Consider the following 21,086-nt stretch of genomic DNA (forward strand, 5'->3'; position numbering starts at 1 on the left):
TGCTTCAACCACAAGCGTCGGCGCGGGCGAGGAGAAAGGCCGCTTCACGTACGTTGCGGGTGAGCTTGGCCGCCGCCTCGAATTCGGCGCGGGCCTCGGCCAGCCGGCCGGCCCGAAACAGAAAGTCGCCCCTCGCTGCCGGCAATGGCGCATAGTTGCGCAGGGCGGCGGCGCCGGCAATCTCGTCTACCAGCCGCAGGCCCGCCTCAGGCCCGAAGGCCATGCTGTGGGCGACCGCTCGATTGAGATCGACCACCGGCGAGGGCATCACTGCTCGCAGCCGGTCGTAGAGCGCTGCGATGCGGGGCCAATCGGTATCGGCCGGACTGCGCGCCCGCGCATGGCAGACTGCAAGCGCGGCTTGTAACGCATAGGGGCCATCGCCCCCGAGAGCTTCGGCGCGGGCCAGCGCGTCAAGGCCTCGGCGGATCAGCAGTTGGTCCCAGCGTGCGCGGTTTTGCTCGGTCAGGGTCAAGAGCGCGCCGTCCGGCCCGATGCGTGCGGGCAGGCGCGATGCCTGGATTTCCATCAGAGCCAGCAGGCCGAACACTTCGGCATCCTCGGGCATCAGCCCCGCCAGCATACGGCCCAGCCGTTGTGCCTCCAGGCACAGGCCCGGCCGGACAAGGTCGTCGCCGGCCGTGGCAGCATAGCCTTCATTGAAGATGAGATAGATGACCTCCAGCACCGAGGACAGACGCGCCGCACGCTCGGCGCCGCGCGGCACCTCAAAGCTGAGCCCGGCCTTTCCGATCGTCTTCTTTGCGCGGACGATGCGCTGGGCGATCGTCACCTCGCTCGACAGGAAAGCACGGGCGATCTCGTCCGTCGTCAGACCGCCGATGACACGCAGCGTGAGCGCCGCGCGGGCGTCGGCCGAAAGTACAGGGTGGCAGGCTGTGAAGATGAGGCCCAGCAGCTCGTCGCCAAGATCGTCGTTGATAGCCATTTCGATCACCTCGGCCGCGCCGTTGCACTCGCCGTCAAGCTCCCGCGCGATCTCCTCATGCTTGCGCCCGCGCATCTTGTCGCGACGGATCGCGTCGATGGCGCGGCGTTTGGCGGCCGTCATCAGCCAAGCGCCGGGATTGGCCGGCACGCCGGCCTTGGACCATTCGGACAGGGCTATGACCAGGGCGTCTTGCACCAGTTCCTCTGCAAGGTCGACATTGCGCACGAGGCGGACCAGACCCGCGATGAGTCGGGCCCGTTCAATGCGAAAAATCGCTTCGATCGCCTGGTGCGTCTCGCCTGCAGTCATGCTGCCTTGTCGGCCAAAGCCATAACGGAGGCAAGCAGATTGCGGCCGACAGTCTCGGTTGCCGCTGAGCTTCTCGCGCGTTCGGTCATGGATTTCCGTGACCTCCGGCATCAGATTTTCATTGCCAATCAGCCATCTCGTACAGCGGCCGGATTTCGATCTCGCTCGGTCCCGGCATGGGATTGGGGCAGCGCTTCACCCAGGCGACCGCCTCGTCCATATCCTTGACTTCCCAAAGCCAAAAGCCGGCGACCAGCTCGCGGGTCTCGGCGAAAGGCCCGTCGATGACGGTGCGGCGGGAACCATCAAACGCAACGCGCTTGCCCTGCGAGGAGGGCTTGAGGCCGTCGGCGTCGAGCAAGATGCCGGCATTGCGCAGCTCATCATTAAATCTGCCCATCGCCTCCATCGCCTCCTTAGCCTCGGGCGTGGGGAGAAAGCCCTTTTCGCTGTCCTCGGTAGCCTTCACGAGCACCATCACACGCATCGTCTGTCTCCTTGTTTGAGCCGGCCTCATAGGCCGGCATCGGAACGACGAACGGAGTTTAGGAAATCGACATTGTCCTGCAAATTTTTTTCGACGGTTGAGGCGCGGGACGCCAATGGCCGCTTCCGGGTCAGGAATCGCGACGGTGCGATATTGAGATTGGGCGCTTGACGGGCGCCCGAGTCACAAGCTCGAACACGAGTTTCATGAACGCCTTGATCGGGCGAAGCTCCTGCTACCCTTCAGACGGCCGCGAATGAACCTGTGAACCGGCTTGTGATCGGCAATCCGTAGCGGCATCAGGCGTCATCCGGCTGAAACTCCGTCTTCCGAGACGATCCCCGCGCCCAGCCGCGTTCGTTGCGCTGCTCTTGGACCTGACACGCATGAGTGACCCGCCTAAACCATTTCGGGACGTTTTGAAGCCTCGCGGATCGCCTTGTGCACGCTGCGCTGCAAATCCATGAAAGCCGGGGTTTCCATGACCTCTTCCCGGCGCGGGCGCTCGATGTCGACATTGAAGGTCTGCATGATGCGTCCCGGGCCGATCCCCATCACAACGATGCGGTCCGACAGGTAGACCGCCTCTTCCACATCATGGGTGACGAAGAGCACGGTGAGCCTGTGCTCCTCCCAGATCTGCGTCAGGAGTTCCTGCATCTGATGCCTGGTCAAGGCATCGAGCGCGCCAAAGGGCTCGTCCATCAGAAGCATTTTGGGTCGATAGGAAAGAGCACGCGCTATGGCCACACGTTGCTTCATGCCGCCCGAAAGCTCAGACGGATAGCGATTGGCGCTGTGCGGGAGCTTGACCAGATCGAGATGCTCGCGCGCTATCCTGCGACATGTCGCGCGATCATGACCCGCGGCCTTGAGGGCGAACTCGATGTTCTGCTGCGCCGTCAGCCAGGGAAGCAGGGTGTAGGACTGGAAAACGACGCCGCGGTCGAGGCCCGGCTGCAGGATCGGCGCGCCATCGATGGCAAGATCTCCCGCGTCAAAATCCTGCAGTCCGGCAACGATCGACAGCAGCGTGCTCTTGCCGCAACCCGACGTGCCCACCAGCGAGACGAACTCGTTGTCGGCAAGATCGAGATTGATATCGCGCAGCACCTCCGTGCGCCGCGCGCCCGTGCCGAAGCTCTTGTGGAGACCTTTGATCCGCAGCTTGGGCAAATTCATCGGCCCGGCCTCATTGCACGTGGCCTTCCTGCCGAAACAGCACTTTTCCCAGTGCCTTCATGACCTGGTCGGTGATGAGACCAAGCACGCCCAGCAGCAGGATGTAGCCGATGATGGTGTTTGTCTGGAAATAACGCTGGGACACGGTGATGCGGTAGCCGAGGCCCGATGTCGCCGCGACAAGTTCCGCCAACACCAGCCAGGTCCAGGCCCAGCCGAGACTGATGCGCAACGTATCCCAGATGCCTGGCAAGGCGCTGGGAACCACGATGCGCGTCAGGATCTTGCGATCCGGCAGCCCGAGCGTCCTGCCAAGACCAATGAAATCAGCGGGAACCCGCTTCACATTGTCCATGATCATCAGCACTTGCTGAAAGAAGGTGCCGATGAAGATGATCAGGAACTTCTGGGCATCGCCCGTCCCTGACCACAGGATGGAGAGGGGCACGAAAGCGACCACCGGCATGTAACGGATGAAATCCACAAGCGGCTCGATGGCGGCTTCCCAGGTCCTGAAACTGCCGATCAGCACGCCAATCGGAATCGCCAATGCCGAGGCGATGAGGAAGCCAATGGAAATACGGTATATCGAGGTCCTGAGATCCAGCCACAGCGTGCCGTCACCCGCGAGCTTGCCGAGTTGGGTCACCACGCTTCCCGGCGAGGGCAGGAAAATCGGCTTTACCAGCCCCAGCCCCGTTGCCGCCCACCAGGCGAGGCCGAGGCCGGCAAAGACGGCCACCGCTATCATCAGGAAGCGCGAGCGTGCGATAGGCGCGCCGATCCCGGAGGATCGGCGACGGCGCATCGGCTGTTTGGTCACCGGCCCCGGTGCTGCGTGAGACGGGCTTGGCTTGGTCGCACGCTGCTCGGACATTTGCGTCACCACCGCGAGCCGGCCCTCGTCATTTCGCGGCCTTGACGAATGACGGGTCGATCATCTGCTCCGGCGTCACGTCCGCCTGAAGCAGCCCGGCGTTCTTGGCGGCCGCCTCGACATCGGCGAATGTCTTGGTGGAAAATTCGCCCGTCAGCGCATCCTTGTTTTCGGCGAGAGTATAGTAACGCACGCCATCAAAGGCGGTGTTGAGGTCTTCGACGCTCGAACCGACCGCCTTGGAGATGATCGCCCGGCCGTCGGGCGTGTCGGCGTTGTAGGCCTTCAGGGCCGCATCCCAGGTCTTGATCATGGCAAGCACCTGGCCGGGACGCGACTCGATCACCTCATCGCGCACCACGAACACGTCGCTGATCAGGCCGGGATCTTCGCCCGCGGTGAAGAGCAGCTTGACATCCTTGTTCTGCGCCCTGGCCGCGGTGAGATAGGGCTCATAGGTAACCGCGACCGGCACTTGGCCAGCGATCAACGCACTGCCGGCATCCGCCGCCGGCATCGGAACCGGCTGGACATCGGCGATGGACATGCCGTTCTTGGCCAGCGCGTATTTGAGCAGGATGTCGCTGGTCGTGCCTTCCTCGAAAGCGACCTGCTTTCCCTTGAGGTCAGCGACGGACGCGATGTCCTTGCCGGCGATCATGGCGTCCGCCGTCATGCTGACGTCGAGCAGAAGCACGATCTTCACCGGCAGGCCGGCCGCAACCATGCCCATGGCCGTGTGGGTCGCGATATTGGCGGCATCGAGCTGGCCGCTGGCCAAGGCGGCGTTGATGTCCTTGTCCTCGGCGAAGTTCACGATCTGTACGTCGGACAGCCCGTTTGCCTTGAACAGACCCTTGGCTTCGGCGACGTGCCACTGGCCGTAGCCAAGCCATGGCTCGATGCCGATCTTGAATGTTCCTGCCTCAGGCGTCGCCGGAATGGTTGTATCGGCCGCGTAGGCCGCCGGGGCGAACCCGACGGCAGCAGCCATAACGAGTGCCCGAAATTGTCCTGCTAGGTTACGCATCGTCTTGTTCCCCTTGATGATCAGGCCGCTTTTTTTGAACCAAACATCCGGCCTGGTGAGAATGCGGGCTTCTGCTCTTGCGGCACCGTGCCTCGGCATCTTAGCGTCAGTTCAACCGAAGTGCGACGACACTTCAACGTCAGCAACAGCGGATGTCAAGGCTAAATACATACATGCATATACAAGTCAGACCTCTCTGAATCGCTTCACTGCGATCAGGTTTTTTTGGACGGAGAATACCGACTGCCAAGCGAGTAGCGGCTTCCAACGTAAGTCAGCTTGCTGATCGTGGCAACGACGGCGCCCGTCCATGTCCGGCGATGCAGAAGCAGGCAGCAGCTGCCGACATCGATGCCCAGATACCGCGCCGTCTCGGCATCGGCAGGGGTCGCCGAGATGATGTGCTCGACCTCCGTCACCGGGGTTTTCTGCATGAGATAGTCGTAGGTCGCCGTCCTTGAAAAATCCTGCTTGTCATAGTGGGGTATCAGGCCCGGGTTGACGAAGCGCTCTTCCAGTTGCACAGGCAGGTCGTTCTCGAAGTTGACGACGATGGAATGATAGACCGACGCGCGCTTTGCGAACTCGAACGAAAGCGCGAGTTCCTTTGTCGGCATGATCTCTTCGAGGACGATAACCGCGGAGCGATGCCTGTTTCCCCGCGCGACAATTTCCGCTGCGATGTTGTTGATTTCGATCAGTGCGGATTGCGGTCGAGGTGGCGCGATGAATGTGCCGACGCCCTGGAGCCGGATCAGAAAACCCGCAGAGGTCAACTCCCGCAAGGCACGATGGACCGTCATCCGAGACACGCCGAGTGTCGCCACGAATTCATTTTCGGACGGCAGCTTCCGATCCTTGCTCCATCGCCCCGTTCCGATGTTCGTCAGGATGTAGTCCTTGACCTTCTCGTAAAGAGGGCTGGCGGTGTCGGGCAAAGTGATCATTTCAAAAATCCTTTCCGGCAACGTTCGGAAATCACACGCGCCCGGCAGACCGCATCCGGATGATTGTTTTCAAGCCATCGCCCTGCCCCGCCAACAGCCGCTCATAGGCTGCGGGAACATCATCCAGACCGATCTCGCGGTCGATCAGTTCGACCATGGGCTCGGTCAATTCGCCGAGCATCCGGATGGCGTCGGGAAGCTCATCTGCAAAGGCGTGGCATCCCAGCAATGTGATTTCGCGTTCAACCAGGATGTTGGGATCGATATCGAGGCGCCCATGGAATATGCCGACCATCGCAACGGTGCCGCCGGCATCGAGAACGCCCAGCAGCTGGCAGAGTGCTGCGATACTGCCGGTCGCTTCGACGGCAGCGAGCAAGGGGGCGTCCGCGGTCGCCGCGGCAATGGCGTCCCGGTTCAAGTCGACGATGCTGGCGTCTGTCACCCGCGCCACCCGGGCGCATCGGCCAGGGTTGCGATCGGCGACGAGCACGGTACCTGCGAAGGTTCGAGAGAGCAGCAGCGCGGCAAGACCGCCAATGGTGCCGCAGCCGACGACAAGAACGGAGCCGACCGTTTTCGGCAGACGCCGCACTGCATGCAACGCTACAGCCAGCGGCTCGGCCATCGCCGCGACCCGTTCGTCAAGCGCGGTATCGACGACGTGCAGCAGGCGTGCGGGCAGAACCGCTTGTTCGGCAAATCCGCCGTCGCATATTTCGCCAACAAAGCCCAGCGACGTGCAAAGATGCCGCCTGCCTGCATGGCATTGCGCGCACTCTCCGCACCAGAAGCGGGAATCGGCGACCACTCGGTCGCCAACAGCGACGGTGTCCACGCCCTCGCCGATGGCGATCACCGTGCCTGTCAGTTCATGGCCTGCCGTCGAAGGCGACCGGCTTATCCACTGGCCCGTGCGGAAGTTGTGGAGATCGGAACCGCAGATGCCTGCGGCATCGACCCTCAGCTTCACCCAGCCCACCTCGGGAGCGCCTGGCGCGGCGATATTCTCGACGCGCAAGTCGCCGGGTCCATGGAGTCGTGCCGCCCTCATCATCATCGTTTCCGCTCAGCCGGCGAGATAGCGATCGCGGATCTCCGAAACCGCGTTCTCGTGCGAGCTGAACCCTTCGTAACGGGCGAGCCTGCGGGCATGCAGTGCGAGTTCCGGATAGGCGGCCGAGGTCACATAGCCGACTGATGATCTCTTGACGAAATCCGTCACAGAAAGCGGTCCGAAGGTTCGCGCCCACCGGCTGGTCGGCAGCACCGCATTGGGCCCGAGGACGAAGTTGGCGAGGGTCACCGGGGTATGCGGCCCCATGAGGATCTCGGCGGCTTCTGTGATACGTCCGAGATGCGCAAATGGCTCCGTTGACAGAATCTCGAGATGCTCCGGCGCATAGTCGTTGATGAAGCGGTAGCTGTCCTCCAGCGATTCGGTCAGCACAATACCGCCGCGTTTTCCGGTGAGCACGGCGCGCGAGAACTCCACGCGCTGTTCGGTCATCCGGGACCAGTGTTCCGGTATCGCAATCAACGCGGCTTCGGCGACCTTGCGGCTGTGCGTCACCAGATAGGCGGACGAATCCGGCCCGTGCTCGGCCTCGATCAACAGGTCAAGAGCGGCCAGGCCGCCGTCGATGCTGTCATCGGCAAAGATGATCGCTTCGGACGGACCGGCGGGGAGACCCGTGTTGACGATCGGGGACAACACGCTCTTTGCCGCCACTACCCACGGGCTCCCCGGTCCGACGATCTTGACGGCGGGCTTCACAGTCTCGGTTCCATAGGCGACAGCGGCAACCGCATGGGCGCCGCCGCACTTGTACACGGTCTCCACGCCGGCGAGGCGGGCGGCAACCAGCGTCGCGGCATCGACGGAACCATCCGAAGTCGCAGGCGTCACGATCGCGATCTGCGGAACCCCGGCAATCACCGCCGGAACCGAGGTCATCATCGTCACCGAGGGGAAGGCGCCTTTGCCGCGCGGAACATAAAGCGCAACCGAAGCGATCGGTGTGTATCGGTCACCCGCATAGGCGCCAGGCCGAACTTCCTTGAGCCACATCGTCTCCGGGCGCTGCTCCTCGTGGAAATGCCTTATGTTCTCGATGCCAAACCGGATACTCTCCACGACATCCTTGTCGACCTTGTCGAATGCCGCATCGAACTCCGCTTCCGAAGCTTTCAGTCCACCGTCGGCAACATCGGCTTTGTCGAGCTCGCGCGCAAACCGGAGCAAGGCGGCGTCACCTTCATTCTTGACGGCCTGGATGATTGGACGGACCTTTTCGATGAAGGAAGACAGATCTCCTTCGGCGCGTTTAAGTAAATTGGCGCGCTGATCGACACTGAGGGATGACAGGCGGTGGAAGCTGACGTCAGACATGGCGGCTCCTTTTCTTAGTACGCAATCACGGTTAGCGCTTGTCGATCACTTCTGGGACACGTCTCCAGTCCCTGAAGCCTTCAAATCGATGCGAGAAAGCCTCCATCCACGGGAATGGACTGGCCCGTTATGTAGGCTGCCGCATCCGAAGCGAGGAACACCGCGATTCCGTGCAGGTCCGAGAGATCACCAAAACGGCGCTGCGGAATCTTGGCGAGCATCGATTGCTGCCATGCCTCGTTGCTGTAGAACACGTCTGTCATCGCTGTCCTGAAATAGCCAGGCGCGATGGCGTTGACCCGGATCCCGAGATCGGCCCACTCCGCCGCAAGCGCCCGCGTCATGCCGAGGAGGCCTGATTTCGACGAGCCGTAAGGCACCGCCGTGGGAATCCCGACCTCGGAGGTCAACGAGCAGAGATTGATAATGACGCCGGGCCGTCCGGCGTCTCTCATCTGCCGCGCGGCGGCTTGGGCGCAGAAGAAGGCGCCTTTGAGATTCGTATCGACAATCCTGTCCCACAAGGCCTCGTCGACATCGAGCGAGGGCCGGACCTCTTCCACACCCGCATTGTTGACGAGAATATCGAGACCTCCGAGCAGGCTGCCGGCCTCGGCTGTCGCCGCCCGGCATTGGTCGACATCGGTGACGTCCAGGGCGATGGCATGCGCGGCCCCGCCGGCAGTGCGGATGGCGGCCACCGTCTCCTCGAGCGAGGCCACGCTGCGCGCCGTGATCGCGACGTCGGCGCCGGCTGCGCTGAGCGCCTCGGCGATGCTGCGCCCGATGCCACGGCTTGCGCCGGTTACAAGCGCCTTCCTGCCTGACAGGTCGAAGAGAGATGCGTTGCGCATGTCATCCTCCTTGGTAATGTCGCGCTTGGACCGATCGCGTCGAGACTATCCGAATGCAGCTTATCTATACAAGCATGTACATATGGCGGTAGTGCGCCATGCGGAACGTTGCTTGTCAGAGCGGCAGCGTATTGGCCGGCATCGTACCGGTCTGCGCGGTTCGCCGCAGCCCATCTGGAGTTCATCGGGAGGATAGATGAAGCGCGCAGTAGACCACGACGCGATGAGCGTGGTTGGTTATACCACCCCCTGGAGTGCCAAAGCAGGCCAGCAGATCAACCTCAGCCTGTCATGCGATCGGCCGATAAAGGCCACACGAATTTGCCGAGTCGACAAGCTGGCTCCGGAATTTCTGGCCTGGCCCATCGAAGCGGTGGGTGAACCACGGCATCGGCATTTCGACCAAGGGTCGTTCCTGTTCGTGCGAGCCGGCGAACTGGCCAAAGTACAAGCCGTCCACGGCATTCGTTTTGAGCTGTTCCTCACGCGCAACGGAGGTGCGCGTACGATCCTGGAAGCAGGCGCCCTCGGGCTGCGCCTCCGCGACGGCGCATTTGCCCTGGAAATCGGCGGCGAAACCTTTGTCGAGAGGAAGGCGCCAACTGGTGTGTGGCTCACTGTCGAGTTGGATCTGCGGCAGGAGCAGCCGCGTCTGCGGATCAAATCGCATGATCTCCTCGCGCCTTACGAACTTCGTGAAGGTTTTGGCAGCCCTGCGCGGAACCTTCAAGCGCACGGCATCCATTTCGGCGCAAGTGCTACTCACCACGAACCTACCCTCAACGCGAAATTTGCCGCGATCCGGCTCGAGACACCGCAGGGGACCATTGCCTGGGATTTCCCGACGCTGTTACCAACGCAGCCGATCCTGTCGTCGGGCAGAGCAGATCCGCTGCTCCTCGATGTGATCAATCAGCCAGCCTTCTGCATGACTTCGGCACGCTGGGACGGATCGAGCTTCGAACCTCGCTTCGTGCCGTCGCACTACGACGCTATCCATTGCCACGACGACGACATCGGCCCGCTTGAGTGGCCGGCATCGCACTGCGTGACAATCCCTGAAAACGCACGCCCAGGCGTCTACGCGTTCCAGATCGAATGGGAGGATAGCTACGAACGCGTGGTGTTCTTCGTCACCTCATCACAGGTTTCGTCGCCGCTGTTGTATCTCGTGCCGACGGCCACCTATCTCGCTTATGCGGACGAATATCTCCCAGATCATCTTTATGAATGGAAAAGCGACGACCGGGGACATCGCTTCGCGGTCGCCAACAATCTGAAGTCTCTTTACGACTACCACTCCGACCTTAGCGGCGTTTCTATCTGCTCCTACAAAAAGCCGAAAGTGACGCTCAGGGACGATTACGATTATCCCCTCTGCGGCTGCCCACACAATTTGCCGGTCGATCTGCACTTCCTCCGATTCTGCCACGACAATGGAATCGTGTTTGACGTCATGACCGATCATGATTTGCACGAATGCGGTATAGACGGTCTGCGTGGACACCAAGCGGTCGTCACCGGCAGTCATCCCGAATATATGTCGATCGAGATGGAGCAGGCGCTGCGGCAGTTTGTGGCCGAAGGCGGCAGCATCGCCTATCTCGGCGGAAACGGCTTCGCCGCCACTGTGGCTTTCAAGGACGATCTGATGGAGCTGCGGCGCTCGCCGCTGGAGGCCGGCCGCACGTGGGACGGCCCGGTCGCCGAACAAGCGCTGTCGATCACCAACGAACCAGGCGGCTATCTCCGCTCCCGTGGCCGCGGCGAATTCTCGCTGATCGGTGGCGCGATCTCACTGATGGGATTCGAAGGCGCACGCCCCTTCACGCGCACTGACGAAAGCCATGAAGCAGGATGCGCATGGCTGTTCGAAGGCGTTGAAAATGCGACCTTCGGTTCGGACGGCATCGTGCTGGGCGGTGCCGCGGGCTACGAAGTGGATGCGACGGATCCAGCCCTCGGCACATCCGCGGACACCGTCGTGATCGCGCGTGCGACGGGATTTCCCGACAGCTTCTTCCAGGATCCGACGCGCTGGTGCGAGGGCGGGGATACGCAACGCATCGCCCGCCGCTGCGCCGAAATGACCCTGCGAAAGCTCGCAGCAGGCGGCTTGATCTTTTCGGCAAGCTCGGTTGCCTGGTGCGGCGCGCTGCCAGCCGCAGGCGCCATGAACGATGTCGGCAGGATCACGTTTAATCTGCTTAACCGCCTCGGCGCGACGAAAGGAGAACCCGGCCGAGAAAATCGATAAGCTGATTGGTCTCATTACGAGAAAGACCGCATCCTCAAGTCGCTGAGCCCAGCCTTCAACCGCGCAATGCGGCCGCGACGAGGCTTTGCATCGAAGTGGTCGGACGACCGATCAGCCGCCCGAGGGCGCCTCCGTCATCGAACAACGCTCCGCGTGAGGCTGCGGCGTCGGTATCGGCCAGAAGCGCAGCGAGGTCGGCCGGCAGCCCGGCCCCCGCCAACACATCCTGATAGGCGGCTTGGGAAAAATCGTTGTAGGCGATAGCCTTGCCCGACTGCCGCGAGACCTCCGCCGCAAGCTCGGCGAGCGTAAAGGCTTGGTCTGCGGCGAGCTCGTACGTCTTTCCCGCATGGTCGTCGGTCGTCAGCACCACGGCTGCGGCCTCGGCATAGGCCCGCCGCGCTGCGGACGAGAAACGCCCGTCTTTCGCGGCGCCGACGAAGGCGCCGTGCTCCAGAGCCGCCGGAAGCGCCAGCAGATGGTTCTCGGTGTACCAGCCATTGCGCAGGATGTCGGCGGGAACGCCCGAGTCCGCGATGACCTCCTCCGTCTGCCGGTGCTCGATTGCGAGCGTTGCGGAAGACGTGTCGGCATGCAGCATGCTGGTGTAAGCGATCAGCGAAACTCCGGCGCGTTGGGTTGCCTCGATCACCGCCCGATGCTGCGGCAGGCGGCCGCTGACCTCGGTCGACGAAATCAGTAGCAGTTTCTGGACGCCGGCGAAGGCCGGGGCGAGCGTGTCGGGACGGTCGTAGTCCGCCTCCCTTACGATCACACCGAGCTCCGCCAGATCGCTGGCCTTTGCCGGATTGCGAACCGCCGCGACGATCCGGTCGGCGGGAATGGTCTTCAGCAGTGCCTCGATCACGAGACGGCCAAGCTGTCCTGTTGCTCCAGTTATTGCATACATCGTTCAGTCCATTTCGTGGTTGTGTGATTGGAGAGCCTTCGAATAGCGGCCATCGTTACCATTGGAAACCACGTATCTTGCGGTTACCGCCATTTTCCGGTAACCAACTGGAAACTCCTCGAGAAGGGTGTGCGATGGTTCTCAAGGCGCGAAAGAAGGTGGAGGCTCCCCCCGGCTGCCCCATGTCGAGATGCATGGCGCTGCTTGGCGGCTGCTGGACACCCGAGGTGCTCTGGTCCCTGAGCGAAGGCCCGCGTCGGTTCTCGGAACTCCGCCGCGATATCCCAGCCGTTTCGGCGAAGGTACTGACCAGCAGACTGCGGGATCTCGAGGAGCGCGGCGTCCTCGGTCGCAACGTGATGGCGACCTCGCCGCCGACGGTGGAATATGAGCTGACCTCGTTGGGGCAGGAGCTGCTGCCGGCTATCAGGTCTATCGTGAAGGTCGGGTCGCGCCTGCTGCTCGGTGATTCTGTTCTTTAGAGAATCGCGAGCACATCAGAGAATCGCGAGTTTGTGGCGTCGACACTACTTTCGGCCTGCGCTTAACAGCGAGGATGACGCTTGATGTGCGTGTTGATCTGGTGGTGGAGCAGTTCCGCCCGCCCAGGTCAGCGTTCAAAATAGATGGCCAACCTTAGCCTCGGGTCATCATTTCGGACTGAAAGATACGGAGCGCCAAAGGGTGGTAATGCGCAGTGACTTGGGCCCTCCAGGAGTCTAAGCTAGCATGCTTCTGCCAGCACGAAGAAAAAACCGCCGCATGCCCCGCTTTCTTGCCGTCTACACCATGAAGCCCGAAGACCTCGCCCGCTTTCGCAGCCTGCCTAAGCCCGAGCAGGATACGATTGATGCCGTCGGCTTACAGCTGTGGGCGGACTGGGAGGAGAGAAATGCCGCATTTTTCCCCGATCGCGGCGGCATGGTCGGTAAGACGAGGCGCGTTACCAGGGACGGCATCGCCGACTCCGTGAACCCTTTCTGCGGCTATATTGTCGTCGAGGCCGATACCATCGATGCCGCCGCCCGCCTGTTCGAGAACCACCCGCATTTCACCGTCTTCCCAGGAGACGGCGTGGACATCATGCCCTTCCTCACCGACCCTGCTCCGACTTGAACATCCGCTAATCGCTTGCGATTTACCAGAAGGGGCGGCCGGCAACGCAGCCCACTCGGTCTCCTCTTGCACGCCGCCAGCCCGCCTGTTAAATACTGAACCATATGGTTCAGTATTTAATGCCCCACCTCGATGCCTCATTCGCCGCGCTCTCGGACGCCACCCGGCGCGGCGTTTTGGAGCAACTCGGACGAGCAGACGCCTCGATCACGGACCTTGCCGAAAAGTTCCACATGACCCTCACGGGCATGAAGAAGCACGTCGGCGTCTTGGAGAAGGCGGGGCTCGTCACCACGGAGAAGGTTGGGCGCGTGCGGACCTGCAAGCTTGGCCTACGCGCACTGGAGGAAGAGGCGGCATGGATCGAGAGGCACCGCCAGCTCTGGGACGCACGCTTCAACGAGTTGGACAAGGTTGTCGAGGAATTGAAACGGAAGGAGAAAGTCGATGGACGAAACAAGAGCTAGTGAGCCCACCCCCATGCAGAACCGCACGATGGTGGAACGGAAGTCCGACCGGGAGCTGGTCGTTACGCGAACCTTTGACGCGCCGGCGCGCACCGTGTTCGAGGCTTGGACCAAGCCCGAGCTGTTCATGCGGTGGTGGGCACCGAAGTCGATGGGCATGTTCCTGCGTTCCTGCGAGATGGATGTTCGTGTCGGGGGCAGGTACCGTTTGGTATTCGGCCACGATGCCTCAAACCCTGACGAGTTCTTCGGTAGGTATATCGAAGTGACACCGCACTCGCGCCTCGTCTGGACCAATGACGAAGGTGGTGACGGTGGACCCATCACCACGGTGACCTTCGAGGAAAAAGGTGGCAAGACGCTGCTGGTCATGCACGAGCTCTATCCCTCAAAGGAAGCTCTCGACGCTGCCGGCACCGGGGCGGCGGATGCGATGGGCGAGACGTTCGAGCAACTGGACGAGCTTCTCGTCACGCTAGGCGCGAGCGTGCGACGGTGATGAAGTCGTCGATCTCCCGGTCGGCAGCCTGGATCTTCAACTAGGCGGAAGAGAACCCCGACGAGATCGTCGCCGCCCTCTGTGAACCTACGAGGCCAATCATCAAACTCATTGAGGTTTCGCCAACTATCGGGACCAATCGAGTGATTTTCGCACCTCGCGACGTTCGGCGACGCGCTCAGGTCGTCTCAAAAAGGACCGTCACCGCCCCAGCTAAGTGTGGAGCCTCAACAGGTTGTCCTCGGTTAGAGCGAGGCGACTGATAGGTGTTTTTGACTTTAGGCTGCCGTGGGGGCGATGCCAATTGTATCTGTGCAGCCAGACAGGCAGTTCTGCGGCGCGATGAGTCGATGTCGGGTAAGCGATGGCGTAAGCCCATTCGCGCAGCGCCGTCTGGATGAAGCGCTCGGCCTTGCCATTGGTCTTGGGCGTATAGGGCCTTGTCCTGACATGCTTGAGGCCGAGATCGCGGCAGGCCTTGGCGAAAGCCTTCGATCTGTAGCAGGAGCCGTTGTCGGTCATGACGCGCGCTATCGCGACGCCGAGACTGGCGTAGTAGGCCGCCGCCGCCTCGAGGAAGGCGATGGCGCTCTCCTTTTTCTCGTCGGCCAGGATCTGCGAGAAGGCGATGCGGGAAGCGTCGTCGATGCAGACATGGACGAACTCCCAGCCGGCGCCGCGCGACTTGCCCTTTTGCGGATCGCCGGTGATGCGATGGCCGACCTGCCTGAAGCGGCCGAGCTTCTTGATATCGATACGGATCATCTCGCCGGGGTGCTCGCGCTCGTAGCGTCGGATCGGTTCGGCCGGCTCGATGTCGCTCAGCCGCGACAGCCCGGCACGCTTGAGAACCCGGCTGACGGTGGCGGGCGAGACGCCGACCTCATGGGCGATGTGACTGCCGGTCCAACGCTGCCGCCGGAGCGCCACAATGCGCTCGGCGGTCGACGCTGCGGTGGCCTGTGGCATATGGGCGGGCCGCGAGGAACGATCGACCATGCCGACCCGCCCTTCGGCCTTGTAGCGCTCGACCCAGCGCGCCACGATCTTGGCCGACACGCCGTAGACGCGCGCCGCATGGGCTTGGGAAAGACGCCCCTCAATGACCGACAGCGCCATCTCCTCTCGACGCAGCGGCGTCAGACGGGCATTCTTATGGATGTTCATTCGGACCCTCCGATGGATGCTGAAGCTTGGTAACTCCAGTCTCCTCGGTGCGGTCCGAATGGACAACCCTCTGAAAGCTCACAGCTAAGGCATTAGCCAGAGGCCATAGCGATCGACAAGTAACCGGTGTTGCACACACTCTGCCGCAGGCGGTGTGTTGTGAGCGCTGGCGTCCACTCGATTCCTGCCGAAATTCCGGCTAGCTTGGGCGATAGATGGCTCAGTTCTGGTCGGTGAATCATAATCAGACCGCCCGTCAAGAGATTGATGGGCAGCACTTTTGGTCCCCCAAGACCGAGAGCAATGGCGCGCGAAATGAGTTCTACAACAACATGCGCCGTGCGACGCCCGGTGACCCTGTCCTTTCGTATACCGATCAAGCAATTGACTATATGCGCAGGATAGCGGAATTCGCTTTCACCGCTCGGAAACCAATCAAGTTCGGAGAGGCCTTATTGGAATCAAGAGCGATGACTTCTGCCGATCTTTTGGACACCGCTTTCCCCTTCGATCCATCCCAAAACAACAACAGGGAGTCTCGACCCGCTCCCGCCGAGGCGATATTCGCCAATCCATCTAGTTTCGGACTCAGGCAATCAGAAAGTTATCTGACAGGCATTCCACAGAAGTAATACAAATTGAAAATCGCGGCCTCATGTTTCAAAACCAGGATGGTTTCGAAGCCGGCGGGTCGCTCACGGTCCTCAAAGCGAGAATTCTAAGAGACGTTCAACAATGACCCAGCACGCAGAAAACGCTCGAATTCTCATGTACAGCCACGACACGTTCGGGCTCGGCCATTTGCAGCGCTGCCGGACTATCGCGCATTCGCTGGTCGAGGATTTCCGCGGACTTCAGGTGCTTATCATTTCGGGTGCGACTATCGCTGGCGCCTTCGACTACCGCGCCCGTGTCGACTTCGTGAAGATCCCCAGCGTCATCAAGCTGCGCAACGGCGAATACACCTCGCTGGAAAAGGACATCGATCTGCATGAGACGCTAAGGATGCGCCAGTCGATCATCCGCCATACAGCTGAGACCTTCCGGCCGGATATCTTCATCGTCGACAAGGAACCGCTCGGCCTGCGCGGTGAGATCGAGGACACGCTGTCCTACCTCAAGACGCGGGGCACCACTCTCGTGCTTGGCCTGCGCGAGGTAATGGATGCGCCGCATCTGCTCGAAGCAGAGTGGGCACGCAGGGATGTGATGCGCAAGATAGGCCTGTTCTACGACAAGGTCTGGGCCTATGGCCCGCCGGATTTCTACGATCCGTTGACCGGCTTGGATGTGCCGCCGGCTATCAGGGCAAAGATGAGGTTCGTCGGTTTCCTGCAACGGAGCCTGCAGCGGAACGAGTTGCCCGGCCACCGGCCCGAGGGCGACTATATCCTCGTTACTACCGGTGGCGGCGGTGACGGCGCCGAACTGATCCACGACGTCATCGATGCCTATCAGCAGGATCCGCAATTGCAGCATAGGGCCCTGATCGTGCTTGGGCCTTACATGCCGGCGCGCAAGCGCAACAAGCTGCTCAAGAAGGGGTCCAAGATCCCCTACATCAAGATCATCGAGTTCGACAACCGCATGGAAGACCTGATTGCCGGCGCCAAGGCGGTAGTGGCGATGGGCGGTTACAACACCTATTGCGAGATACTGTCTTTCGACAAGCCGGCGCTGATCGTGCCGCGCGTCGAGCCCCGCCAGGAACAACTGATCCGCGCTCGGCGCGCAGCCGAACTTGGCCTCATCGAGATGCTTTTGCCGGAGGAAGCCAAGGATTCCCAGCGGTTTGCCGATGCACTGGTGGCGCTGCCGGACCGGCCCCACCCATCACAGAGCAATCCGCATCTGACGCTGGAAGGGCTGCCTCATATTTCCGAAATCGTCGCGGAACTGCTCGACCGGCGGGCCGGCCATCACCTTTCGGTCATTGAAGGAATGACCTGAGTTGCAACATCGCAAGATCGTCGTGGTTCTGAAGGGCTATCCGCGGCTGTCCGAAACCTTCATCGCGCAGGAATTGCTCGGTCTGGAGCGTGCAGGGTTCGACCTGATACTCGTCGCGCTCAGGCGGCCGACCGACGAAAAACGCCACCCCGTGCATGACGAGATCAAAGCGCCGGTCCATTATCTGCCGGAATATCTGCATGAAGAGCCGCTGCGCGTGCTTCGCTCGCTGTTTGCCTATCTGCTGCGGCCGTGCTTCTGGCGCACGCTCGGATCGCTGGCTGCCGATCTCCCCCACGACTTTACGCGCAATCGCGCGCGCCGCTTCGGGCAAGCGCTCGTGCTGGCGGCCGAATGGCCGGAAGACGCGGGCTGGCTGCATGCACATTTCGCGCACACACCGGCATCGGTGACGCGCTATGCCAGCCAGCTTCGTGGCCTGCCCTGGACCTGCTCGGCCCATGCCAAGGACATCTGGACTTCGGCGGACTGGGATCTGGCCGGCAAGCTTTCCTCGGCGCGCTGGACCGTCACCTGCACGAAAACCGGCTTCGACCGTCTGAAAAAACTCGCTAACGGCAACTCGTCTATACATCTGAGCTATCATGGGCTCGACCTTGATCGCTTCGGCAGTTTCGGCGAGGCGCGAAAGCAGCATGACGGCTCGGCGCCGGACGAACCGGTTGTCGTTCTGAGTGTCGGGCGCGCCGTTGAAAAGAAAGGTTACGATACGTTGCTGCAGGCCCTTGCCCTGTTGTCCGGTGATTTGGCGTGGCGTTTCGAGCATATCGGCGGCGGCGAGGAACTGGAGCGGTTCAAGGCGCTGGCGCAAAAGCTCGGACTGGATGGTCGCGTCTCTTGGAAAGGCGCGCTTGCGCAGGAGGAAGTGCTTGAGCACTACCGCCGCGCCGACATCTTCGCCCTGGCCTGCAGGATCACCGCAAATGGCGATCGTGACGGTCTGCCGAATGTTCTGGTGGAGGCGGCCAGCCAGCGGCTTGCCTGCGTGTCGACCGATATTTCCGGCGTGCCGGAGCTTTTATCGCCGGATGAAACCGGGCTGCTGGTTCCGACGGAGAACCCAATTGCCCTGGCACAGGCGCTGGAGCGCCTGATCCGTGATCCCGTACTGCGCGCCCGCCTCGGCGACGCCGCAGAGCGGCGCGTGCGCGGCAATTTCGATCATATGGCAAGCATTGGACAGCTCAAGGAACTGTTCGAGCGGGAGTGGCGGGCCGCCGAATGAAGCGGCTGCGCGCTTTCTTCTATGTCCAGCACCTGCTCGGCATCGGCCATCTTGCGCGCGCCAGCCGCATTGCGGCGGCTCTGGTCGATGACGGGTTTGACGTGACCGTCGTGACCGGCGGAGCGCCGATCGCCGGGTTTCCGGGACTCGGTGTAAAATCTGTAATCCTGCCACCTGTCACCTCCGGTGATGAAGGATTTTCCGGACTTGTCGACCTGGAGGGCAACCCGATCGACGATGATTTCAAGAAATGGCGTTCAGAGATGCTGCTGCAGGCATTCCGGGATTGCAGGCCTGATATCGTCATTCTCGAGGCGTTTCCATTTGGACGCCGACAGATGCGTTTCGAACTCTTGCCGCTGATCGAGGCCATCGACGCGACGTCGCCCAGACCGCTGCTGGCGACGTCCGTCCGTGACATCCTTCAGGAGCGCGTCAAGCCGGGCCGAAACGAGGAAACGGTCGATCTCATCAACAGGCATTTCGACCTTGTTATGGTCCACGGCGATCCGGCTTTCGCAACCATCGACAAGACATTTCCGCTGGCTGGGACGATCAGGGCCGAGGTCACCTACACTGGGCTCGTTGCCGCGCCGCCCTCGCCCGCGGCCTCCGAGCGCTTCGACGTTCTGGTGTCGGTTGGCGGCGGGGCTGCCGGAAAGAGCCTTGTCAGCTCCACCATCGCAGCGGCGCGGAATGCCAACAACGCTCGGAAATGGTGTTTGATCACCGGCCCAAACCTGCCGAAAGACGAATTTGACGCGATCGCACGCGATGCCACGCCGGGCCTGTCCATCTTCCGGTTCCGCGAGGATTTCGCCAGCCTGCTGACAGGCGCCCGCCTGTCAGTCTCGCAGGCGGGTTACAACACGGTCTGCGATGTCCTGCGCGCGGGTTGTCGCTCCCTGCTCGTTCCATTTGCAGCCGGCGGGGAAACCGAACAGACGGTTCGCGCCCTGATGCTCGAAGAACTCGGTCTTGCAACGGTGCTGATGGAAAAGGACCTAACGCCTGAAGGTTTGGCGCAAGCGATCGAACAGGCGCTTGTGAGACCGACGCCATCCGCGCATCGTCTCGATCTGGAAGGCGCGCGTCGCTCCGCGCAAATCCTGCACGAGCGGTATCGAACATGGTCCCTAAAAGTGGAGCCCGGTTTCGGAAAAGCTCATGATCAAACAGACGATAGATCCTAGTCCTACTGCGTTACTGACTCAGTAGGACTAACGCACGTCGCGTCTGGTGAGTTTCGTGCGACGCGCTTCAAGTCCTGTTTTATGCATGTCGTTGTCCGAAAACCGCTACGCACTTTTGGGCGAAATACATTAAACAGTTCCAATCAGCATGAAGCGCGTATAATTTTTTGTCGGCAGTTCGCCGGAGAACCGCACCTCCCGTAGCGCCGCCATTGCTTCGAAGGTTGCAAGTGAAGCCACGCAGTTGATGTGCGTCGGCTCGCTGAAATAATCGTTCGATTGCAGCAGTACATTCGTGCCCCGCGGAAGCAGAGCAAGCCAGGCGCGCAGATCGGCTATGTGTTCGCAGCTCGTATTGACTATCAGGTCGGGCCGGACGGCCGCATAGTCGAGTGCGTACATATCTGCCGTTAGCGCCCGGAACCGGTCGCCGGCTTCCCGGTTGAGGGTCCGGGCGACCGGCGCGACTTCGGGATCGATGTCGATGCTATCGACCGCCGCGATGTCGAAGCGGGCGTCGTTGAAAAGCATTGCCGGCAATACGCCGTACCATCCACCCAGAACCCATATGCGCCCGAACCGGCCGCCGCAGCTTTCGAACAGCCTGTCGAGCGCCCACATCTTGCAGGCGACCTGCTTGTGGTTGAAGGCGTTGGCGATATCGGCCTTCGGATGCTTGGTGACGACGCGCGCCAGCCCTGCCACGAGAGGGCAGTTGACATAAGCAGCAATTCCCCGCGTGAGGTCCAAGGCTTGCTCGTGCCAGTCCATACCGGCATTGCGTGGTTGCGTGACATCCATCATATTTGTCTTGTATGTTGGGATTTCGGGCGACACAACGCAATCTTGCCTCCCGCAAGACTGTTTGATTCCGCGGACGTGATTATGCTGCAAGCCGCTTGGCTATTGCCCGGTGCCGGAGAGAGCCTGTTGCATCTGTCCGGATCATCGGCGTCCATCCGCCAGCACCAGCCGCCCAGCTGCGGCCTCGTGCTGCTCGGCTATTCGCCAACGCCCTGCGGAAGCCGCGAACCGTCTGGCCAGCTGCCTTCTTCGCTGATCAACAATGCCCATGTCGTTGTCATCGACCATGCGCCGGAACTGGATCGCGCCGCCTCGCAGGTTCCTTGCATCGTTGAGCGCAGGACAATGTCCGTGCACTGCAGCTTCGACTTTGTCGTTGGCGACGAAGAAATTGCCGATACGCCATTCGCCAGCAGGTGCGTTTACATCCTGCATCCTTTCAACTGA

Annotated in this window: 22 protein-coding genes; 10 read left to right on the forward strand and 12 right to left on the reverse strand. The window is 61.5% G+C overall.

The annotated features are described in order from the left end of the window. Window positions 1-4 precede the first annotated feature (4 nt). From NKH43_RS01345 to NKH43_RS01385, 9 genes are all read right to left on the reverse strand, one after another. Window positions 5-1,261: an RNA polymerase sigma factor gene (locus NKH43_RS01345; RefSeq protein ID WP_352816945.1), complete on the reverse strand. Its 1,257-nt coding sequence runs from the start codon at window positions 1,259-1,261 to the stop codon at window positions 5-7. Window positions 1,262-1,379: 118 nt separating this feature from the next. After that, window positions 1,380-1,748 (reverse strand): YciI family protein, encoded by a 369-nt coding sequence (locus tag NKH43_RS01350; RefSeq protein WP_352482873.1) that lies wholly within the window; start codon window positions 1,746-1,748, stop codon window positions 1,380-1,382. Between the two features lie 399 nt (window positions 1,749-2,147). After that, window positions 2,148-2,930 carry an ABC transporter ATP-binding protein gene (locus tag NKH43_RS01355; RefSeq protein WP_031193294.1) on the reverse strand — a complete coding sequence of 261 codons (783 nt, stop codon included), beginning with the start codon at window positions 2,928-2,930 and terminating at the stop codon, window positions 2,148-2,150. A 10-nt stretch (window positions 2,931-2,940) separates the two neighbouring features. Next, on the reverse strand, window positions 2,941-3,738 hold the full coding sequence (locus tag NKH43_RS01360) for an ABC transporter permease (protein ID WP_245278504.1): 798 nt from the start codon (window positions 3,736-3,738) through the stop codon (window positions 2,941-2,943). 97 nt (window positions 3,739-3,835) lie between these two features. Further along, a complete protein-coding gene (locus NKH43_RS01365; protein WP_502897790.1) occupies window positions 3,836-4,837 on the reverse strand; it encodes an ABC transporter substrate-binding protein in 1,002 nt (333 codons plus the stop codon). Between the two features lie 215 nt (window positions 4,838-5,052). Continuing rightward, on the reverse strand, window positions 5,053-5,784 hold the full coding sequence (hutC, locus tag NKH43_RS01370) for a histidine utilization transcriptional repressor HutC (RefSeq protein WP_352856213.1): 732 nt from the start codon (window positions 5,782-5,784) through the stop codon (window positions 5,053-5,055). 31 nt (window positions 5,785-5,815) lie between these two features. Continuing rightward, window positions 5,816-6,838, reverse strand: coding sequence for a zinc-dependent alcohol dehydrogenase (locus NKH43_RS01375; RefSeq protein ID WP_352856215.1), 1,023 nt, complete (start codon window positions 6,836-6,838; stop codon window positions 5,816-5,818). Between the two features lie 15 nt (window positions 6,839-6,853). Next, window positions 6,854-8,176: a histidinol dehydrogenase gene (gene hisD, locus NKH43_RS01380; RefSeq protein ID WP_352482878.1), complete on the reverse strand. Its 1,323-nt coding sequence runs from the start codon at window positions 8,174-8,176 to the stop codon at window positions 6,854-6,856. Window positions 8,177-8,256: 80 nt separating this feature from the next. Beyond that, entirely contained in the window at window positions 8,257-9,030 is a 774-nt protein-coding gene (locus tag NKH43_RS01385) for an SDR family NAD(P)-dependent oxidoreductase (RefSeq protein ID WP_023716546.1), read from the reverse strand. A 196-nt stretch (window positions 9,031-9,226) separates the two neighbouring features. Between NKH43_RS01385 and NKH43_RS01390 the strand changes: the two genes are divergently transcribed. Then, a complete protein-coding gene (locus NKH43_RS01390; RefSeq protein WP_352856217.1) occupies window positions 9,227-11,287 on the forward strand; it encodes a N,N-dimethylformamidase beta subunit family domain-containing protein in 2,061 nt (686 codons plus the stop codon). Window positions 11,288-11,342: 55 nt separating this feature from the next. Here NKH43_RS01390 and NKH43_RS01395 read toward each other — a convergent pair whose 3' ends face one another. Beyond that, on the reverse strand, window positions 11,343-12,197 hold the full coding sequence (locus NKH43_RS01395; RefSeq protein WP_352856219.1) for an SDR family oxidoreductase: 855 nt from the start codon (window positions 12,195-12,197) through the stop codon (window positions 11,343-11,345). A 194-nt stretch (window positions 12,198-12,391) separates the two neighbouring features. On the opposite strand from NKH43_RS01395, the gene NKH43_RS01400 reads away from it, so the two are divergent. The 4 genes from NKH43_RS01400 to NKH43_RS01415 all read left to right on the forward strand — a co-directional run bounded on the left by NKH43_RS01400 (window position 12,392) and on the right by NKH43_RS01415 (window position 14,279). Beyond that, entirely contained in the window at window positions 12,392-12,679 is a 288-nt protein-coding gene (locus NKH43_RS01400) for a winged helix-turn-helix transcriptional regulator (protein WP_352856221.1), read from the forward strand. Between the two features lie 280 nt (window positions 12,680-12,959). After that, the gene (locus NKH43_RS01405; RefSeq protein ID WP_352856331.1) at window positions 12,960-13,313 is read left to right on the forward strand and encodes a hypothetical protein; all 354 of its coding nucleotides are present in this window, start codon (window positions 12,960-12,962) and stop codon (window positions 13,311-13,313) included. Between the two features lie 104 nt (window positions 13,314-13,417). Further along, window positions 13,418-13,780: an ArsR/SmtB family transcription factor gene (locus tag NKH43_RS01410; protein WP_023716541.1), complete on the forward strand. Its 363-nt coding sequence runs from the start codon at window positions 13,418-13,420 to the stop codon at window positions 13,778-13,780. Next, window positions 13,761-14,279, forward strand: a complete 519-nt coding sequence (locus NKH43_RS01415) for an SRPBCC family protein (protein WP_023716540.1) — start codon at window positions 13,761-13,763, stop codon at window positions 14,277-14,279. The genes NKH43_RS01410 and NKH43_RS01415 overlap by 20 nt, the downstream gene beginning before the upstream one ends. A 213-nt stretch (window positions 14,280-14,492) precedes the next feature. Here NKH43_RS01415 and NKH43_RS01420 read toward each other — a convergent pair whose 3' ends face one another. Further along, on the reverse strand, window positions 14,493-15,446 hold the full coding sequence (locus tag NKH43_RS01420; RefSeq protein ID WP_352856222.1) for an IS481 family transposase: 954 nt from the start codon (window positions 15,444-15,446) through the stop codon (window positions 14,493-14,495). A 215-nt stretch (window positions 15,447-15,661) separates the two neighbouring features. Between NKH43_RS01420 and NKH43_RS01425 the strand changes: the two genes are divergently transcribed. The 4 genes from NKH43_RS01425 to NKH43_RS01440 all read left to right on the forward strand — a co-directional run bounded on the left by NKH43_RS01425 (window position 15,662) and on the right by NKH43_RS01440 (window position 19,835). Continuing rightward, a complete protein-coding gene (locus tag NKH43_RS01425) occupies window positions 15,662-16,078 on the forward strand; it encodes a hypothetical protein (RefSeq protein WP_352493877.1) in 417 nt (138 codons plus the stop codon). A gap of 103 nt (window positions 16,079-16,181) precedes the next feature. Continuing rightward, window positions 16,182-17,396, forward strand: a complete 1,215-nt coding sequence (locus NKH43_RS01430; protein WP_352856224.1) for a glycosyltransferase family protein — start codon at window positions 16,182-16,184, stop codon at window positions 17,394-17,396. A 1-nt stretch (window position 17,397) separates the two neighbouring features. Further along, window positions 17,398-18,642, forward strand: a complete 1,245-nt coding sequence (locus tag NKH43_RS01435) for a glycosyltransferase (protein WP_352856226.1) — start codon at window positions 17,398-17,400, stop codon at window positions 18,640-18,642. Then, window positions 18,639-19,835: a glycosyltransferase family protein gene (locus tag NKH43_RS01440; protein WP_352482311.1), complete on the forward strand. Its 1,197-nt coding sequence runs from the start codon at window positions 18,639-18,641 to the stop codon at window positions 19,833-19,835. The genes NKH43_RS01435 and NKH43_RS01440 overlap by 4 nt, the downstream gene beginning before the upstream one ends. A 129-nt stretch (window positions 19,836-19,964) precedes the next feature. Here NKH43_RS01440 and NKH43_RS01445 read toward each other — a convergent pair whose 3' ends face one another. Next, window positions 19,965-20,636, reverse strand: coding sequence for a class I SAM-dependent methyltransferase (locus tag NKH43_RS01445; protein ID WP_031193291.1), 672 nt, complete (start codon window positions 20,634-20,636; stop codon window positions 19,965-19,967). Between NKH43_RS01445 and NKH43_RS01450 the strand changes: the two genes are divergently transcribed. After that, a complete protein-coding gene (locus NKH43_RS01450; protein WP_352482312.1) occupies window positions 20,622-21,086 on the forward strand; it encodes a hypothetical protein in 465 nt (154 codons plus the stop codon). The genes NKH43_RS01445 and NKH43_RS01450 overlap by 15 nt on opposite strands.

The sequence above is a fragment of the Mesorhizobium sp. M1163 genome (genome assembly GCF_040318415.1).
GTDB lineage: Bacteria > Pseudomonadota > Alphaproteobacteria > Rhizobiales > Rhizobiaceae > Mesorhizobium.

Coding starts and splice junctions, on each gene's coding strand:
- NKH43_RS01345 (WP_352816945.1), bottom strand. CDS start 1,261: ATGACTGCAGGCGAGACGCACCAGGCGATCGAAGCGATTTTTCGCATT.
- NKH43_RS01350 (WP_352482873.1), bottom strand. CDS start 1,748: ATGCGTGTGATGGTGCTCGTGAAGGCTACCGAGGACAGCGAAAAGGGC.
- NKH43_RS01355 (WP_031193294.1), bottom strand. CDS start 2,930: ATGAATTTGCCCAAGCTGCGGATCAAAGGTCTCCACAAGAGCTTCGGC.
- NKH43_RS01360 (WP_245278504.1), bottom strand. CDS start 3,738: ATGCGCCGTCGCCGATCCTCCGGGATCGGCGCGCCTATCGCACGCTCG.
- NKH43_RS01365 (WP_502897790.1), bottom strand. CDS start 4,837: ATGCGTAACCTAGCAGGACAATTTCGGGCACTCGTTATGGCTGCTGCC.
- hutC (WP_352856213.1), bottom strand. CDS start 5,784: ATGATCACTTTGCCCGACACCGCCAGCCCTCTTTACGAGAAGGTCAAG.
- NKH43_RS01375 (WP_352856215.1), bottom strand. CDS start 6,838: ATGAGGGCGGCACGACTCCATGGACCCGGCGACTTGCGCGTCGAGAAT.
- hisD (WP_352482878.1), bottom strand. CDS start 8,176: ATGTCTGACGTCAGCTTCCACCGCCTGTCATCCCTCAGTGTCGATCAG.
- NKH43_RS01385 (WP_023716546.1), bottom strand. CDS start 9,030: ATGCGCAACGCATCTCTCTTCGACCTGTCAGGCAGGAAGGCGCTTGTA.
- NKH43_RS01390 (WP_352856217.1), top strand. CDS start 9,227: ATGAAGCGCGCAGTAGACCACGACGCGATGAGCGTGGTTGGTTATACC.
- NKH43_RS01395 (WP_352856219.1), bottom strand. CDS start 12,197: ATGTATGCAATAACTGGAGCAACAGGACAGCTTGGCCGTCTCGTGATC.
- NKH43_RS01400 (WP_352856221.1), top strand. CDS start 12,392: ATGGCGCTGCTTGGCGGCTGCTGGACACCCGAGGTGCTCTGGTCCCTG.
- NKH43_RS01405 (WP_352856331.1), top strand. CDS start 12,960: ATGCCCCGCTTTCTTGCCGTCTACACCATGAAGCCCGAAGACCTCGCC.
- NKH43_RS01410 (WP_023716541.1), top strand. CDS start 13,418: ATGGTTCAGTATTTAATGCCCCACCTCGATGCCTCATTCGCCGCGCTC.
- NKH43_RS01415 (WP_023716540.1), top strand. CDS start 13,761: ATGGACGAAACAAGAGCTAGTGAGCCCACCCCCATGCAGAACCGCACG.
- NKH43_RS01420 (WP_352856222.1), bottom strand. CDS start 15,446: ATGAACATCCATAAGAATGCCCGTCTGACGCCGCTGCGTCGAGAGGAG.
- NKH43_RS01425 (WP_352493877.1), top strand. CDS start 15,662: ATGGCTCAGTTCTGGTCGGTGAATCATAATCAGACCGCCCGTCAAGAG.
- NKH43_RS01430 (WP_352856224.1), top strand. CDS start 16,182: ATGACCCAGCACGCAGAAAACGCTCGAATTCTCATGTACAGCCACGAC.
- NKH43_RS01440 (WP_352482311.1), top strand. CDS start 18,639: ATGAAGCGGCTGCGCGCTTTCTTCTATGTCCAGCACCTGCTCGGCATC.
- NKH43_RS01445 (WP_031193291.1), bottom strand. CDS start 20,636: ATGGATGTCACGCAACCACGCAATGCCGGTATGGACTGGCACGAGCAA.